The organism is Pseudomonas sp. 210_17 TE3656 (assembly GCF_054821965.1).
Genome location: NZ_JBTRBC010000001.1, coordinates 729,407 through 744,653, shown reverse-complemented (window position 1 = coordinate 744,653; position 15,247 = coordinate 729,407). Strand labels below are relative to the sequence as shown.

The following is a 15,247-nucleotide window of genomic DNA, read 5'->3' as shown; positions in this document are numbered from 1 at the left end:
GGGTATTGAACAATGGATACCGGTGGGCGCGGAAAGTTGCAGCGGTTTGCCGGGCCTTTGCCGCTACAGTGTAAGATAGCGCCTATTTTCCAGCGGCAGGACACCCTCATGAGTTTCAATCTGGCCAACAAGAGCTTCGCCGAACGGGCGCAGATCGAGGACGAGAAAGCGCGACTGTTCGAGCTCTGGCAGACCAACCTGGGCAAGGCCAAGGGCGAGGCCGCGCGGCTGATCGCCGAAAAGCCCCGGCGCAAGGGCAAGTGGGCCGAATGGGTGCGCTCCGAACTGGACGGCATGTCGCCGCCCGAGTTCGCCAATATGGTCCGTAGTGAAGTCAACAAACTGATGGCCGCGGCCAAGTAACGCCCGCCAGGCCTGCTGCGAAAGCACGGAGACGTTGAAACCTGTCGGTCTTTTGAACGATACTGTTTCTCATTAACGTCTGACTTCCGTTGCCAAGGCCCACCGACCCCCTCCATGTTGACGTCTCCCGTGTCCGGGCTGCTGGCCAGTTTCCAGGAACATTACGATGACCTGCTGCAGTTCCTGACCCGGCGCATGAGCGACCGTCAGCGGGCGGCTGATGTGGCTCAGGAAACCTACCTCAAGCTGGTCAAGATCGAGCAGCAGGAGCTGCCGGTGCTGCATGCGCGCAGTTTCATCTTTCGCGTGGCCGGCAACCTGGCCATCGATACCCTGCGCCGCGAGCAGCGCATGGCCGGCAATCTCGACGACAGCGCAGCCGCAAGCCAGGTACCGTGCCCGGCACCTGCACCGGAAGCTGCGTTGCTGGCCCGCGAACGCCTGGCACAACTGGACGAAGCACTGCTGCAGCTGTCTCCCAACGCTCGCCAGGCATTGTTGCTGAATCGCGTCGAAGGCCTGACCCAGGCGCAGATCGCACAACAGCTGGGCGTTTCCGAGAGCATGGTGGCAAAATACATCGGCCAGGCCCTGCGCCACTGCCGTGACTGGCTCAAACACAACCATGATTGATGCCCTAGCCATGCCTGCACCGCAGCCGCTCAGCGATTTGTCCGACGATGCCCTCGACTGGCAGGTGTTGTTGCATTCCGGCAACGCCAGTGAGGCTGACCGCGTGCGTTATCAGCGCTGGCGCCAGCTGAGTCCGGCCCACACCGAGGCGGCCCGGGAGGCGGAAGCCTTGTGGGGCGATCTGGGCCAGACCCAAGCTGCGGCCCAGTTGACAGCCGCAGCGCCACGCCGACGTCGCTGGGGTAGTGCCCTTGCCGCTTCAGTGGTGTTGGCGCTGGTTGGCTATGGTGGCTGGCAACAGGCACCGGCCTTGCTCGCCGACTACCGCACCAGCGTTGGTCAGCAGCAGCGTATTACCCTGGCCGACGGCTCGCAGGTACTGCTCAACAGTGGCAGTGCCTTGTCGGTGGATTTCAGCGATGGCCAGCGACGGCTGATGCTCAAGGCGGGCGAGGCACTGTTCGAGCCGGCCAGCGACCCGCGTCCCTTTGTCGTCGAGGCCGGTGGCGAATCGGTGCAGGGTAGCGGGGCAGTGTTCAGTGTGCGTCGTGATGGCAGCCATAACCGCGTGGTCATTGCCAAAGGCGAGGCTCAGCTGGGTGAGCGCAGGTTGCAGGCCACTGCGGACGCCGGGGCGCTGACTGCCTGGCAGCGCGGCAAACTGATCTTCAACGGCAAGCCTTTGCGCGAGGTGTTGGCCGAGCTTGAGCGTTATCAGCATGGGCGCATTGTGTTGTCCGACCAGCAACTGGGGGCGATGCAGGTCAGCGGGGTGTTTGACCTGAACGATCCGCAAGGGTTGTTGCGCACCCTGGAGCAGCGTTATGCGCTGAAGGTTACCTATCTGCCGTGGCTGGCGGTGGTGTACTGACTGACCCTTGTGGGAGCTGGCTTTGCCAGCGATGAGGCCGGTACAGAAAAATAATTTCCATTTCGCACTGCAAGTTCTTCTTCGCCCAATCGTCGTAGTGAGACTGATCAGCAATCCATTCTCATTTACACCTTGCCTGGAAGAACATTGTGAAGGCTACGCTCAAGCCAATCGCCCGCTCCACCGGTAGTTTCAAACACGCTCTGCTGGCTTCCACCGCCGTCGCCGCGCTGCTCGGCCCAGTCTGGGTACACGCAGCCGAGAGCGTGAATGCTGCCCAAGCCAGCACCCAGCAAGACCGTGAAGTGAACCTGGCGCTGCCAGCCCAGGCGCTTGACCAGGCCCTGACCGCCTTCGCTGACCAGGCCGGCCTGCACCTGCTGTACACCACCGCCGACGTTGCCGGCCTGAAAAGCCCGGCCCTTGAGGGGCGCTACAGCATTGCCCAGGCCCTGCAGAGCCTGCTGGCCGGTAGCGGCATGAGCTGGCAGTTCAGCGATTCGCGCACAGTGATCCTGCGCAAGGCGCAGACCGCTCCTGCAAGTGTCAGCCTCAAACCCATTGAAGTCAGTGTCGCTTCTCGTACCAGCACGTCGATCAGTGAAATTCCCGGCACCGTCTGGGTCGTCGATCAGCAGCAGCTCAATGAGCAGATCAACAGCGGGGTCAGCCTCAAGGAGGCGATCGGCAAACTGGTGCCGGGCCTGGACCTGGCGCCGGAAGGGCGTACCAACTATGGGCAGAACATGCGTGGCCGTAATGTTCTGGTGATGATCGACGGTGTCAGCCAGAACAGTTCCCGTGGCCTGTCGCGGCAGTTCGACAGCATCTCGCCGTTCAACGTTCAGCGTGTCGAAGTGCTTTCCGGAGCCAGCGCCATTTACGGCGGCGGCGCCACGGGCGGCATCATCAATATTGTCACCAAGAAGGGCGAAGCCGGTCCGGCGCGCTTCGAGACCCAGGTCGGCGCCAGCAGTGGTTTCAATAACAGCGACGACCTTTCGACGCGCATCGCTCAATCGGTCAGCGGTGGCAACGAGCGGGTCAACGCGCGCCTGGGTGTTTCCGCCGAGCAGAACGAAGCGTTCTACGATGGCGCCGGCGACCAGATCTTTATCGATAACACCCAGACCGACTTGCAGTACAACCGCACCATCGATGTGCTCGGCAGCCTGGGCCTGCAATTCAACGACGAACAAAGCCTTGACCTGTTGGCCCAGTATTACGATTCGGGCAATCACGGCAGCACCGGCATCTACTTTCCCAACCTGAAGCACAACGCCCCCTCGAACCTGGAGGATGCCGAGCTGCGCAGCGGCTACTCCACAGACCTGGAGCCACGCACCAAGCGTTTGCTGCTCAACGCCAACTACCATCACAGCGATGTGCTCGGTCAGGACTTCTATCTGCAGGCGTCGTACCGCAAAGAAGACGACAACTTCTATCCGTTCCCGTACTACAACCCGGGCAAGCCGGCGGGCGTTAAAGGCGTGTACTTTGCCGCGTCGCAGCAGAACTTCGAGGTCAGCAGCCTCAAGGCGTTGTTTGCCAAACAATGGGACACGCTCAAACTGACCTACGGAGTGGATCTGGACCGCGAGCGCTTCAATGCCGAGCAGACCACCTTCGATGCCCTGACGTCGTCAGAAAGCGGTGGCCTGGACCTGGACAAGGCCAGCAAGGCCCCGCGCTATCCCAGTTACCGGGTGGATGGCCTGTCGTACTACGCCCAGCTGGACTGGCACGCCACCGACAACCTGACCTTCTCCGGAGGCGCCCGGCGCCAGCAGATGGACGTGGATGTCGGCGACTTCAAGAACGTCCCCGGCGGTAATAACGACTATCAGGTCAATCTGTTCAATCTCGGCGCCATCTATGACTTCAAGAACGGCCACCAGGTCTGGACCAACTACGGCGAAGGTTTCGATCTGCCAGACCCGGCCAAGTATTACGGCAAGCCCGGCTTGAGTGTCGAAGACAACCCGCTGGCCGGGATCAAGAGCCGACAGGTGGAACTGGGCTGGCGCTATGCCGACCTGGACTGGGATGCCCAGGCGGCGGTGTACTACATCTGGTCGGACAAGATCATCACCACCGACATGGCCACCTTGACCATCAACGTTGAAGATCAGAAGAGCCGTGACTTCGGTTTCGAAGGCGCGCTGACCCGCCACTTCGAAAGTGGCTGGGAAGCCGGCAGCACCCTGCACTTGGTACGTTCGGAAGAAGAGGACAAGGACGGCGACTGGATCAAGCGCGATGCCCGCTACGCTTCGCTGTCCAAATCTACAGCCTTCGTCGGCTGGAAAGGCGAGGGGCGCAGCGCGCGTCTGCAAGCCAACCATGCCTTTACCCTCAAGGATGATGCCGATCACGAAATCAGTGGCTACACCACCTTCGACTTGCTGGGCAGCCAGGACACCGGCTTCGGCACCTTCAGCGCCGGTATCCAGAACCTGCTCGACAAGCAGTACAGTACGGTCTGGGGCCAGCGCGCGACCCTGTTCTATTCGCCAACCTACGGCCCGGAGTACTTGTATGACTATCAAGGCCGCGGCCGCACCTACACGCTGACCTGGTCGATGGCTTACTGAGTCAGGCGAACGCCCTCAGCAGATCAGCGTTGAAGGCTTGCTGGGCATCGCTGGGCACCTGGGCACGGTGACGGGCGAGGGCGAACGGCACCTGGAAGTTGAGTGCCGGGTCGAGCCCGTGCAACAAGCCGCGCTCGACCCAGGGGGCCGCGAAGTGGCAGGGCAGGTAGCCGATGTGGCGCCCGGACAAAATGAATGCCAGGGCGCCTTCGACCTGCTCGGAGCGCGCCGAAGCCCGACCGCCGCTGAGCGGGTCAGGGCTCTCGAGAAAACTGTAGGGGTGCTCGACCTGGTCGGCCTCCAGCAGTACTTCCAGGCTCACCTGTGCCTGACTCGCCAGCGGGTGATGGCTGGCGCAGTACAGGCGCTGGGTCTCTTCGAACAACGGCGTGTAGTCGAAGGCGGACTGCTTGCCGGAGAAATAACCGATGGCCAGGTCCAGGCGCTGCTGCAACAGCAGGCGCTCAAGGTCGGCCGGCATGGCGCTGACCAGTTCCAGGCGTACCGACTCGTCCCGTTGGCGAAAACGCTCGATGGCGTGCGCCAGGCGCAAGGTCACACTGCTGTCCTGGGCTTCGGAAATGCCCACGCGCACCTCGCCGAGTAAACGCCCGGCGACGCCATTGGCCTGGTGGCGAAAGGCTTCGATCTGCACCAGCAATTCCCGTGTCGCCTTGAGCAGGACCTCGCCTTTGGCGGTCAGGCCAAAACCGCCTTTGCCGCGACTGCACAGGCGATAGCCAAGGCGTGTCTCCAGGCGTGCCATCTGCTGGCTGATGCTTGGCTGGCTCAGGCCCAGCACGCCCTGGGCGGCACTGAAGCCGCCAGCCTCGACTACAGTGACGAACAGCCGCAGCAGGTGCAGGTCGAGGTCGTGCAGTTGTCCGAGCATCAAACATTGCTCCAGGTGAATGTCAGGTTAAGTAACTTGTCATTTTAGCAATGTAACCCGGCGTGCATGCTGGCGGCATCCACTGAATAAAGGTGCCCGACATGCGTAGATACCTGTGGTTGTTCGCTGTGATGCTGACCTTGCCGGTTCAGGCCGAAGAAAAAGTCCTCAACCTCTACAGCTGGGCCGACTACGTGGCGCCAGAGACTTTGCAGCGCTTTGAAAAGGAAACCGGCTACAAGGTGCGCTACGACACCTTCGACACCACCGAAGTGCTGGAAACCAAGTTGCTTACCGGCGGCAGCGGTTATGACGTGGTGGTGCCGTCTTCCAGTTTGCTGGCCCGGGCTTTGGCTGCGGGGGCGTTGCAGCCCTTGCAGGCGCAGGCGATGCCCGGCTACAGCAACCTGGATAAGGACCTGCTGGGCAAACTGGCCGAAGTCGACCCCGGCAACCAGTATGCGGTGCCTTACACCTGGGGCACCCTGGGCCTGGGACTGAATCTTGAGGCCGTGCGCCAGCGTGTCGGCGATGCGCCGCTGGACAGCCTCGATCTGCTGTTCAAACCTGAATATGCCAGCAAGCTCAAGGATTGCGGGATCGCCATGTCCGACTCGCCTCAGGAGGTGATCGGTGTGGCCCTGCACTACCTGGGCAAGGATCCCTACAGCCGCAACAAGGACGATCTGGCTGCAGCCCAGGCGCTGCTCAAGCAGCTGCAACCGTCGATCAGCTATGTCGCCAACGGCCGGCAGATCAACGACCTGGCCAATGGCAGCGTCTGCCTGGCACTGACCTACAACGGCGATGCGGCGATGGCCGCCGAGCAGGCCCGCCAGGCTGGCAAGCCGTACCAGGTGGTGTACCGGATTCCCCGCGAGGGCACGCTGATCTGGCAGGACAACCTGGTCATCCCCAAGGATGCGCCACACCCGGAGGCTGCACGCGCATTTATCGCCTTCATGCTGCGCCCCGACTCGGTCGCGCCGCTGACCAACACGCTGTTCTTCGCCAACGCCAACCAGGCGGCCACGCCGCTGGTCGATGAGGCGGTGCGCAACGACCCGGATATCTACCCTTCGGACGCAGTGCGCGCGCGCCTGTTTGCCGACCGCAGCATGGCCTTGACCGACATGCGCCAGCGTACCCGCCTGTGGACCGCTTTCCGTAGCCGCCAATAACAACCAGAACAGGAGCCCGATGATGGATCTCGCCCCCGATAACGACCAGGCAATGACCCGCGACAGTCTGTATGGCACGGTCGCCGAAAACACCTTTGCCGGGATCACCAGCTTCTCCCGTCGCCGTTACACCCGCGATCTGCGTGGTGTCGATGTAGTGGTCAGCGGCGTGCCGTTCGACACCGCCACCAGCAACCGCCCCGGTGCACGATTCGGCCCGCGCGCCATTCGCAGCGCTTCCGTGCAGCAGGCCTGGGCCCGTCACTGGCCGTGGGAGTTCGATCCGTTCGACCACCTGGCGGTGATCGACTATGGCGATTGCAACTTCGACTACGGCAGCCCGCAGACCATTCCAGACAGTATCCAGGCCCATGCCGAGCAGATCCTCGAAGCCGGTTGCGCCATGCTCACCCTCGGCGGCGATCACTTCATCAGTTACCCGCTGCTCAAGGCCCATGCACGCAAACATGGCCCGCTGTCGCTGATCCATTTCGACGCCCACAGCGACACCTGGCCATGTGAAGAGGGGGGCGGGCGCGTCGACCACGGCACGATGTTCTGGCACGCCGCTCGCGAAGGCCTGGTGGATCCGTCGCGCTCGGTGCAGATCGGCTTGCGTACCACCAATGACGATACCCAGGGCTTTGCCGTGCTGGATGCGCGTCAGGTGCACCAGCGTGGCTGTCAGGCGATCATCGAAGCAATCCGTCATCGGGTCGGCGACCATCCGGTGTATCTGACCTTCGACATCGACTGCCTCGACCCGGCTTACGCGCCAGGCACCGGGACCCCGGTATGCGGCGGGCTGACCACGGTGCAGGCGCTGGAGATCATCGGTGGCCTGCGTGGTATCAACCTGGTCGGTATGGACCTGGTAGAGGTCGCGCCGGCCTATGACCATGCCGACATCACCGCCCTGGCCGGATCGACATTGGCCATGGAAATGCTCTGCCTGTATGCCGCCCGGCACAAGGTCGACTGAGCCGGACACAAAATGAATCACCTGTAGGAGAAATTACGGCTTCCTCGCGAACCTGACGCGCCTTAGGCTATCCAATGCTTGGGCGCGTCGTTTCGCGCAGGAGGTGTCTTCGTGAACAGATCCCAGTTGAGCCTGGCCTCAGCCCTGTTGTTCAGCCTGCTGTTACCAGCTGCGCAGGCTGAAGTGCCATTGCAATTGGCAGCCTCGCCGAACAATCCCTACAACAGTCCGATCATGCGCGCCAACCCCAACAGCCGTCAGGGCAGCGTGCAGGCCACGCCACCTGTGCGGGGGCCTTCGACCCAACCCATTCCGCGCCAGCCAACCCTGGAAAACCGCGGCATCGGCAATAGCCCAAACATGCGCCGCGAGCAGTCCACGCCGCAACTGGAGCCCACCCGACCGCCTCGCGAGTCGACCCGCACGCCGTGATCCCTGGAAGGAAACGCCAATGTCCGCACGCACCTGGATTGCCCCCCTGTTGACCGCGGCGCTGCTACCGCTGCTGGCGCATGCCGCTCCCGAACGCTCCTTCAAGAGCGAGGAGGGCAGCATCAAGGTCAGCACCCTGGCCGAAGGCCTGAGCCACCCTTGGGCCTTGGCCTTTCTGCCCGAAGGCAAAGGCATGCTGGTAACCGAACGCCCGGGTAATCTGCGTATCGTTAGTGCCGAGGGCAAGGTCGGTGCGCCGCTGGGGGGCGTGCCCGAGGTGTGGGCCCAAGAGCAGGGTGGACTGCTCGATGTCGTCCTGTCGCCGACCTTCAAGCAAGACCGCATGGTTTACCTGAGTTTTGCCGAGAATGGTGGCGAGGACGGTAAAGCCGGTACCGCCGTGGGTCGTGGGCGTTTGTCTGCCGACATGGCCAAGCTTGAAGACTTCAATGTGATCTTTCGCCAGCAACCCAAGCTGTCGACAGGTCTGCACTTTGGTTCGCGCCTGGTGTTCGACCGTGACGGTTACCTGTTCATTGCCCTGGGTGAGAACAACCAGCGGCCGACTTCCCAGGACCTGGACAAATTACAGGGCAAGGTGGTGCGCATCCTGCCGGACGGCACAGTGCCGAAGGACAATCCGTTTGTCGGCCAGGACAATGTCCGCCCCGAGATCTGGTCGTTCGGCCACCGCAACCAGCAGGGCGCAGCGCTCAACCCCTGGACCGGCGAGCTGTGGACCAACGAGCATGGCCCGCGTGGCGGTGATGAAATCAATATCCCCCTACCCGGTAAAAACTATGGCTGGCCACTCGCCACTCACGGCATCAATTACTCGCTGATGCCGATTCCCGAGGCCAAGGGCGAGCATGTCGATGGCATGGTCGATCCACACCATGTCTGGGAAAAATCGCCGGCGATCAGCGGCATGGCCTTTTACGACAACCCGCGTTTCAAACCCTGGGACCATAGCCTGTTCATTGGCGCGTTGGCGGCTCAGGAACTGATTCGCCTGCAACTGGACGGTGACAAGGTGGTTCACGAGGAGCGGATGCTGGGTGAGTTGAATGCGCGGATTCGCGATGTGCGGGTGGGGCCGGATGGCTATCTGTACGTGCTGACGGATGCCGAGGATGGTGCGCTGCTGAAAGTGGGGCTGGATCTGTAGGGCCCCGATTGCCAGAATGGAGCCCTTTCACCTCAGGCGCTTTTCATGACCTGCTTCACCGAGCAGTCCCCCCTGCAGCTCTACCGGCAGGCCATCGACCGCGATGGATTTTTCAGCGACCCGGCTCAGCTACAGGCGGCCAGTGCTTTGCAACGCTGTTTCGAAGCCCTGCAACGTGGCGAAACCCCGCAGGGCGTCTATCTCTGGGGCCCGGTGGGACGCGGCAAGACCTGGTTGATGGACCAGTTCCACCGTTGTTTGCAGGTGCCGGCCCGGCGTCAGCATTTCCACCACTTCATGCGCTGGGTGCATCAACGTCTGTTCCAGCTCAATGGCACCGCCGACCCCTTGCAGGCCCTGGCCCGGTCCCTGGCCGAAGAGATTCGCGTGCTGTGTTTCGACGAGTTGTTCGTCAACGATATCGGCGACGCAATCATTCTCGGGCGCCTGTTCCAGGTGCTGTTCGAGGCCGGAGTGGTGATTGTCGCCACCTCCAACCAGCCGCCCGACCAGTTGTACTGCGATGGATTCAATCGCGAGCGCTTCCTGCCGGCGATTAGCGCCATCGAGCAGCACATGCAGGTGCAGGCAGTGGTCGGTGAGCAGGACCACCGCCTGCATCCAGGCGCCGCGCAACAGCGTTACTGGGTGCGCGAACCCGGCCAGTCCCCAGCCCTGGACGAGGTCTTTGCCCAACTGAACGGTGAACAGCCGTGCAGCGATCAGCCCTTGCCGGTGGGCTCGCGGCAGATACAGGTAGTGCAGCGCAGTGATACCGTTATCTGGTGCCGCTACACCGATCTGTGCGAGCAACCCTTGGCCGCCATGGATTTCATGGCGCTGTGCGACAGCTTCACGGCTATCCTGGTGGGCGATGTGCCGGCCCTCGGCGCTCGCCAGCGGCCAGCGAAGATCGCCCGGGGCACCGAGGATGCGGCCAGTCGCGTGCTGGCCGGCGACCGCGAGCTGCCGCAGTTATCGGTGCACGATGACAGCGTGCGGCGCTTCATCGCGTTGGTCGATGAATGTTACGACCGTCGGGTCGCCCTGTACCTGGAAGCCGAGGTTGCGCTTGAAGCGCTCTACACTCAAGGGTATCTGGAGTTCCCGTTCCGGCGCACCTTGAGCCGCTTGCGGGAGATGCAACTGCAACGCTTCTGTTGAAGGAGTCGATCATGCAGCCGCTTTCGCACCATTTGCTGACCATGGCCTACCACAACGGTTGGGCCAACCACAGGCTCTACAAGGCCTGTCTGCAGCTGAGCCAGGACGAGTTGGTGGCGCCGCGCTGCAGCTTCTTCGGCTCGATCAAGGCCACCCTCAACCACATCCTCACGGTGGACTGGTTCTACCTCAACGCCCTGGAGTCAGAGCAGCGGGGCGAAGCGCCGGAGCCGGACAGCGAGCGTTTCTTCGAGCCTGAAGAGCCGTTTTCCAGTTGTGAGGCACTACGAGAAGAACAGGCCCAGGCCGATCACCGGCTGATCGCCTACTGCAGTCAATTGCGCGATGACCAGTTGCAGCGTTACGTGAGCATCGTGCGCCCCGACTGGGTCCAGCGCGAACAACGGTTGCGCTTGTTGTTGCACCTGTTCGAGCATCAGATCCATCACCGCGGGCAGGTGCACGCCATGCTCAGCGACACCTCGGTGAAACCACCGCAGCTGGACGAGTTTTTCTGCGAAGACGAAGCGCACCTGCGCGCCCAGGACTTTGCCGAACTGGGCTGGACCGAAGCACAGATCTGGGGGCGCTAGCGGCCCAGCCAGCCCAGGGTCAGCACGGCCAGTACCGCGTAACGCCCGGCCTTGGCAATCGTGACCAGCACGACAAAGCGCCAGAAGGGTTCGCGCATGATCCCGGCGATCAACGTTAACGGGTCGCCGATTACCGGCATCCAGCTCAGCAGCAGAGACCACTGGCCGTAGCGCTGGTAGCGTTGCTGGGCCTTGTCCAGTTGCGCCTGCTTGAAGGGGAACCAGCGCCGGTCACGCAAGTGTTCGATGCCACGGCCCAACAGCCAGTTGACGATCGAGCCCAGTACATTGCCGGCGGTGGCGATCAGCAGCAGGCTGAACACCGCCTGTGGGTCGCGCAGCAGCAAGCCCACCAGCACGGCTTCCGATTGCAGCGGCAACAGGGTTGCCGCGCCAAAGGCGCTGAGAAACAGCGCCCACTCGCTCAACACTCAGCGCTGATCAGTAGTTGGCGACCACTTCGTCGCGACCGTCCTGGGTCAGGCCGATCACCTGGTAGGCATCCTTGTGGTCACCCATTTCCATGCCGGGCGAGCCCATCGGCATGCCTGGTACCGCCAGGCCGCGCAAGTCGGAACGCTTGGCCAGCAGCTTGACCTGCTCAGCCGGCACATGGCCCTCGACGAACTTGCCATCGATCACCCCGGTGTGGCACGACGCCAGGCGCGGCGCCACGCCCAGACGCTGCTTGACCGCGCTCATGTTCGGTTCGACATGATCGTTGACGGTGAAACCGTTATCGCGCAGATGGCTGATCCACTCCTTGCAGCAGCCGCAGTTGGGGTCGCGGTAGACATCGATGGTCTGTCCGGCCTGGGCCAGGGTGCTCAGGGCCAGCAGGCCGAAGGCGACGATTTTTTTGCTCAACATGATGCTTCTCCAATACTAGAAACGCAGGCGGACACCGGCGACCAGACGGGTCTGGCCGATATCGCCGTGGTCATCACGGATCTGTTCGGCGGCATTGCCGTAGCTCCGGTTGAAACTGACGCCCAGATAAGGGGCAAAACCGCGGGTGATCTCATAACGCAGGCGCAGGCCGATCTCACTGTCGGCAAGGCCGCTGCCCTGGTCACGGCTGGCATCGTTACGGCCATAGAAGTTGGCCTCCAGCGACGGTTCGAGAATCCAGCGATTGGTCAGCAGGATAGCGTAACTGCTCTCCACGCGCAGCGCGGTTTGTTGCCGCTCACCCAGGTAGGCGGTGGCTTCCAGTTCCAGGCCGTAGAGCGGCATGCCCTGGATGCCGAAGGCCGCCCAGGTCTGGCCACTGGCCGGTTTGAAGTCCTGGCGCAGGCCGCCGACCAGCTCCCACCAGGGGCTGATGGCATGGCCCCAGAGTGCCTGCAGTTCGGCCTTGTGGGTTACGCCCTGTTCACGCTCGCCTTCGGTGCGCAGCCAGAGACGGTCGATATCGCCGCCGATCCAGGCGTTGGCGTTCCAGTTCAGGGCGCTGCTGCTTTCGAAGTTCTGGTATTCGAGCTGCTCGACAATCACCGCCCAGTTGACCTGCTGATCATGCACCTGATGACCGGGCAAGGGCGGGAAGGCGGCGCGGCGGTCGGCGTCAGTGACCGGCCGCAACGGTGTGCGCGGTGTGTCCAGTGCCTGGCCGTGTCCCATGGCGCCGTGGTCCATGCCGGAATGGTCCATGGGCGGTGGGCTCATGCTGCCGTGGTTCATGCTGCCATGGTTCATGGCACCGTGGTTCATCGCGCCATGATCCATGCCCTGGGCCCGGACGTCTTCACTGGCCAGCAAGGCGAGCAGCGCCAGGCTGCCCAGCAGCGGGCGGTTGAGTACTTCATTCATCGACGCGTACCTCGCGGAACATACCCATCTCCATGTGGTAAAGCAGGTGGCAGTGGTAGGCCCAGCGCCCCAGCGCGTCGGCGCTGACCCGGTAGCTGCGGCGATTGCCAGGCGGAATGTCGAGGGTGTGCTTGCGGACCTGGAAGCGGCCGTGTTCGTCTTCCAGGTCGCTCCACAGGCCGTGCAGGTGAATCGGGTGGGCCATCATGGTGTCGTTGACCAAAGTGATGCGCAGGCGCTCGCCGTAGCGCAGACGCAGCGGCTCGGCGTCGGAAAACTTGATGCCGTTGAACGACCAGGCGAAGCGCTCCATGTGGCCAGTCAGGTGCAGTTCGATCTCGCGCGACGGCTCGCGGCCGTCCGGGTCGGCAAAGGTGCTTTTCAGGTCGGCGTAGGTCAGCACCCGGCGGCCGTTGTTGCGCAGGCCAATACCCGGGTCGGCGAGGTTGGGTTTGGGGCTCATGGTCTGCATGTCGACCAGCGGGTTGCCGGTTTCACTGGCCGGGTGGCTCTGCATGCCGCTCATGGCAGCATGATCCATACCACCCATCTGGCTGTGATCCATGCCGGCCATGGCGTCCATGCCACCGTGGCCCATGTCGGCCATGGTCAGGATCGGCCGCGGGTCGGGGGCCGGCACCGGCGCGCTGAGCCCGGCACTGCGGGCCAGGGTGCCGCGGGCGTAACCGGTGCGGTCCATGCTCTGGGCATACAGGGTATAGGCAGGCAGGTCGCCCACGCTCACCAGTACGTCGTAGGTTTCGGCCACGGCGATGCGCAGTTCGTCGACGCTGACCGGTTGCACCGGCAGGCCATCGGCGGCGATTACCGTCAGCTTCAGGCCGGGGATGCGGAAGTCGAAATAGCTCATCGCCGAGCCGTTGATCAGACGCAGGCGCACGGTTTCACCCGGCTGGAACAGACAGGTGAAGTTGCCGTCCGGCGGCTGGCCGTTGAGCAGGTAGGTGTAGGTTGCTGCGCTGATGTCGGCAAGGTCGGTCGGGCTCATGCGCATTTCGGCCCAGCCCTTGCGCTCAGCCACGGTTTTCGACCAGCCGTGCAGGGCCACGTCATCGATGAAGTCACCGACTGTACGCTTGTGATAGTTGAAGGAGTCGGACTGCTTTTTCAGGGTCGCCATCAGCGCGTCGGGGGCCTGGTCGCTCCAGTCGCTGAGCAACAGCACATAGTCGCGTTGATAGTGATGAGCTTCGGGCTGTTTCGGCTCGATGACGATTGCCCCGTATACCCCGGCCTGTTCCTGCAAGCCGGAATGGCTGTGGTACCAGTAGGTGCCGCTCTGCTGCAGGGTGAACTGATAGAGATAATCGCCACCGGGCTCGATACCGGCAAAGCTCAGGCCCGGGACTCCGTCCATGTTGGCCGGCAGGATGATGCCGTGCCAGTGCAGCGAGGTCGGTTCGTCCAGGCGGTTGCGTACGCGCAGGGTCACGGTGTCGCCTTCGCGCCAGCGTAATACCGGGCCCGGCAAGCTGTTGTTGATGGTCAGCGCGGTGCGCGGGCGACCGGTGATATTGACCGGGGTCTGGCCGATGAACAGTTCGAAATCGCGGCCGCTCAGTTCATTACCAAAGGGCGAGCCAGCGGCGAAGGCCGGTAGGCGCCAGAGGCCGAGTCCGGCCAGGGCACTGGCGGCGGCGAAGCCTTTGACGAAGGTGCGGCGGGTCGGGTTTGCAAGCATGGGGGGTGCCAATCCATAAGCGAGGGTGGCATGACCATAGCGAGCGACGACTGTCAGAAATCTGAGCGGCAGATTACAGATTTGTCAGGTGGCACGGAAGCCAATCCAGCTGCTCTGTTGGTTCAGCAAATTTTACTGTGTCGGCTCATAAACACGTTAAGCGGCAGAGAGGAATCTATGGACTTCAATACATCGCTGGAAGCCTATCTGGCTGAGAATGCCATTATCACTTTTGCGCCAGGAATGACCAAGGAAGAGCGTCAGGACGCACTCGATCTGCTTATGCAGGCACGCATGTTTGCCAGCAATGCCTATGATGCCAAGGTGCATTGGAAGAGCTGGATGGATCGCTACCGAAACCGCCTGGAAAAACACGGTTGCCAGTTGTTGAGCCTGATAACCGAGCCACCGCGGGTGATTACTTCAGCCGATGAGCTGCAAGGCATCGCCGCTACTGTCGTAGGGAATGTTGGTAGCACTGAATTGGCCGACATGGTGGCGCTCGCCATCGGCAGCATCGGGCAAACCGAGTATGCCGACCGCTTCTTCAGCAATGGAGAGAATGGCGGGGCACTGTCTGATTTTGTCGCCGTGCCCTGCGAAAAGACCCCGTCGGGCGATATTCTCCTGGTCGTGTTTGGCATGAATGTCGGATTGTCAGTGGAAACCCGCGATTTTGATTTCTGGACACAGACCCAGCGCGATATGGTCTTGAGCGTGGTAGGGGGGCTTTATCGTTTCGATCGAGAGGTGTACGCCAAATACCGTGAGGCGATCAGTGCTTCTCTGGCAGGCACAGCGAAAGCCCGAGTGAAAAAGTTGGTTATCAAGCCCAGGCAAAGATGACGCTGCCTGCGGCT

15 protein-coding genes and 1 pseudogene are annotated in these 15,247 nt (G+C 62.4%); 11 read left to right on the top strand and 5 right to left on the bottom strand.

What is annotated here, in order from left to right:
• Positions 1–108 precede the first annotated feature (108 nt).
• The 4 genes and pseudogenes from ACVI9W_RS03605 (at position 109) to ACVI9W_RS03590 (ending at position 4,461) form a co-directional block, all read left to right on the top strand.
• The gene (locus tag ACVI9W_RS03605; RefSeq protein WP_038612906.1) at positions 109–363 is read left to right on the top strand and encodes a hypothetical protein; all 255 of its coding nucleotides are present in this window, start codon (positions 109–111) and stop codon (positions 361–363) included.
• A gap of 114 nt (positions 364–477) precedes the next feature.
• Positions 478–984: pseudogene (locus tag ACVI9W_RS03600) on the top strand (RNA polymerase sigma factor); the annotation flags it as partial.
• A 4-nt stretch (positions 985–988) separates the two neighbouring features.
• Positions 989–1,867 (top strand): FecR family protein, encoded by an 879-nt coding sequence (locus tag ACVI9W_RS03595; RefSeq protein ID WP_461529219.1) that lies wholly within the window; start codon positions 989–991, stop codon positions 1,865–1,867.
• 149 nt (positions 1,868–2,016) lie between these two features.
• Positions 2,017–4,461: a TonB-dependent receptor gene (locus ACVI9W_RS03590; RefSeq protein ID WP_461529218.1), complete on the top strand. Its 2,445-nt coding sequence runs from the start codon at positions 2,017–2,019 to the stop codon at positions 4,459–4,461.
• Position 4,462: 1 nt separating this feature from the next.
• Here the strand turns inward: ACVI9W_RS03590 and ACVI9W_RS03585 are convergent, their stop codons facing one another.
• On the bottom strand, positions 4,463–5,353 hold the full coding sequence (locus tag ACVI9W_RS03585; protein ID WP_461529217.1) for a LysR family transcriptional regulator: 891 nt from the start codon (positions 5,351–5,353) through the stop codon (positions 4,463–4,465).
• Positions 5,354–5,454: 101 nt separating this feature from the next.
• Here ACVI9W_RS03585 and ACVI9W_RS03580 point away from each other — a divergent pair, with 101 nt between their 5' ends.
• The 6 genes from ACVI9W_RS03580 to ACVI9W_RS03555 all read left to right on the top strand — a co-directional run bounded on the left by ACVI9W_RS03580 (position 5,455) and on the right by ACVI9W_RS03555 (position 10,873).
• Positions 5,455–6,534 carry an extracellular solute-binding protein gene (locus tag ACVI9W_RS03580; protein ID WP_461529216.1) on the top strand — a complete coding sequence of 360 codons (1,080 nt, stop codon included), beginning with the start codon at positions 5,455–5,457 and terminating at the stop codon, positions 6,532–6,534.
• Between the two features lie 22 nt (positions 6,535–6,556).
• A complete protein-coding gene (speB, locus tag ACVI9W_RS03575; protein ID WP_461529215.1) occupies positions 6,557–7,516 on the top strand; it encodes an agmatinase in 960 nt (319 codons plus the stop codon).
• A 111-nt stretch (positions 7,517–7,627) separates the two neighbouring features.
• Positions 7,628–7,948 (top strand): hypothetical protein, encoded by a 321-nt coding sequence (locus ACVI9W_RS03570; protein ID WP_461529214.1) that lies wholly within the window; start codon positions 7,628–7,630, stop codon positions 7,946–7,948.
• A gap of 19 nt (positions 7,949–7,967) precedes the next feature.
• On the top strand, positions 7,968–9,116 hold the full coding sequence (locus tag ACVI9W_RS03565; protein WP_461529213.1) for a PQQ-dependent sugar dehydrogenase: 1,149 nt from the start codon (positions 7,968–7,970) through the stop codon (positions 9,114–9,116).
• 45 nt (positions 9,117–9,161) lie between these two features.
• On the top strand, positions 9,162–10,280 hold the full coding sequence (gene zapE, locus ACVI9W_RS03560; RefSeq protein WP_461529212.1) for a cell division protein ZapE: 1,119 nt from the start codon (positions 9,162–9,164) through the stop codon (positions 10,278–10,280).
• An 11-nt stretch (positions 10,281–10,291) separates the two neighbouring features.
• A complete protein-coding gene (locus ACVI9W_RS03555) occupies positions 10,292–10,873 on the top strand; it encodes a DinB family protein (protein WP_461529211.1) in 582 nt (193 codons plus the stop codon).
• Here ACVI9W_RS03555 and ACVI9W_RS03550 read toward each other — a convergent pair.
• From ACVI9W_RS03550 to ACVI9W_RS03535, 4 genes are read right to left on the bottom strand one after another with little or no spacing between them, the layout of a single operon-like run.
• Positions 10,870–11,304, bottom strand: a complete 435-nt coding sequence (locus ACVI9W_RS03550; RefSeq protein ID WP_461529210.1) for a YqaA family protein — start codon at positions 11,302–11,304, stop codon at positions 10,870–10,872. The genes ACVI9W_RS03555 and ACVI9W_RS03550 overlap by 4 nt on opposite strands.
• A 10-nt stretch (positions 11,305–11,314) precedes the next feature.
• A complete protein-coding gene (locus ACVI9W_RS03545) occupies positions 11,315–11,743 on the bottom strand; it encodes a DUF411 domain-containing protein (RefSeq protein WP_038612884.1) in 429 nt (142 codons plus the stop codon).
• A 15-nt stretch (positions 11,744–11,758) separates the two neighbouring features.
• The gene (locus ACVI9W_RS03540) at positions 11,759–12,685 is read right to left on the bottom strand and encodes a copper resistance protein B (RefSeq protein ID WP_461529209.1); all 927 of its coding nucleotides are present in this window, start codon (positions 12,683–12,685) and stop codon (positions 11,759–11,761) included.
• A complete protein-coding gene (locus ACVI9W_RS03535; protein WP_461529208.1) occupies positions 12,678–14,387 on the bottom strand; it encodes a copper resistance system multicopper oxidase in 1,710 nt (569 codons plus the stop codon). The genes ACVI9W_RS03540 and ACVI9W_RS03535 overlap by 8 nt, the downstream gene beginning before the upstream one ends.
• Before the next feature lie 30 nt (positions 14,388–14,417).
• Here ACVI9W_RS03535 and ACVI9W_RS03530 point away from each other — a divergent pair, with 30 nt between their 5' ends.
• Positions 14,418–15,233, top strand: a complete 816-nt coding sequence (locus ACVI9W_RS03530) for a hypothetical protein (protein ID WP_461529207.1) — start codon at positions 14,418–14,420, stop codon at positions 15,231–15,233.
• Positions 15,234–15,247: the final 14 nt, after the last annotated feature.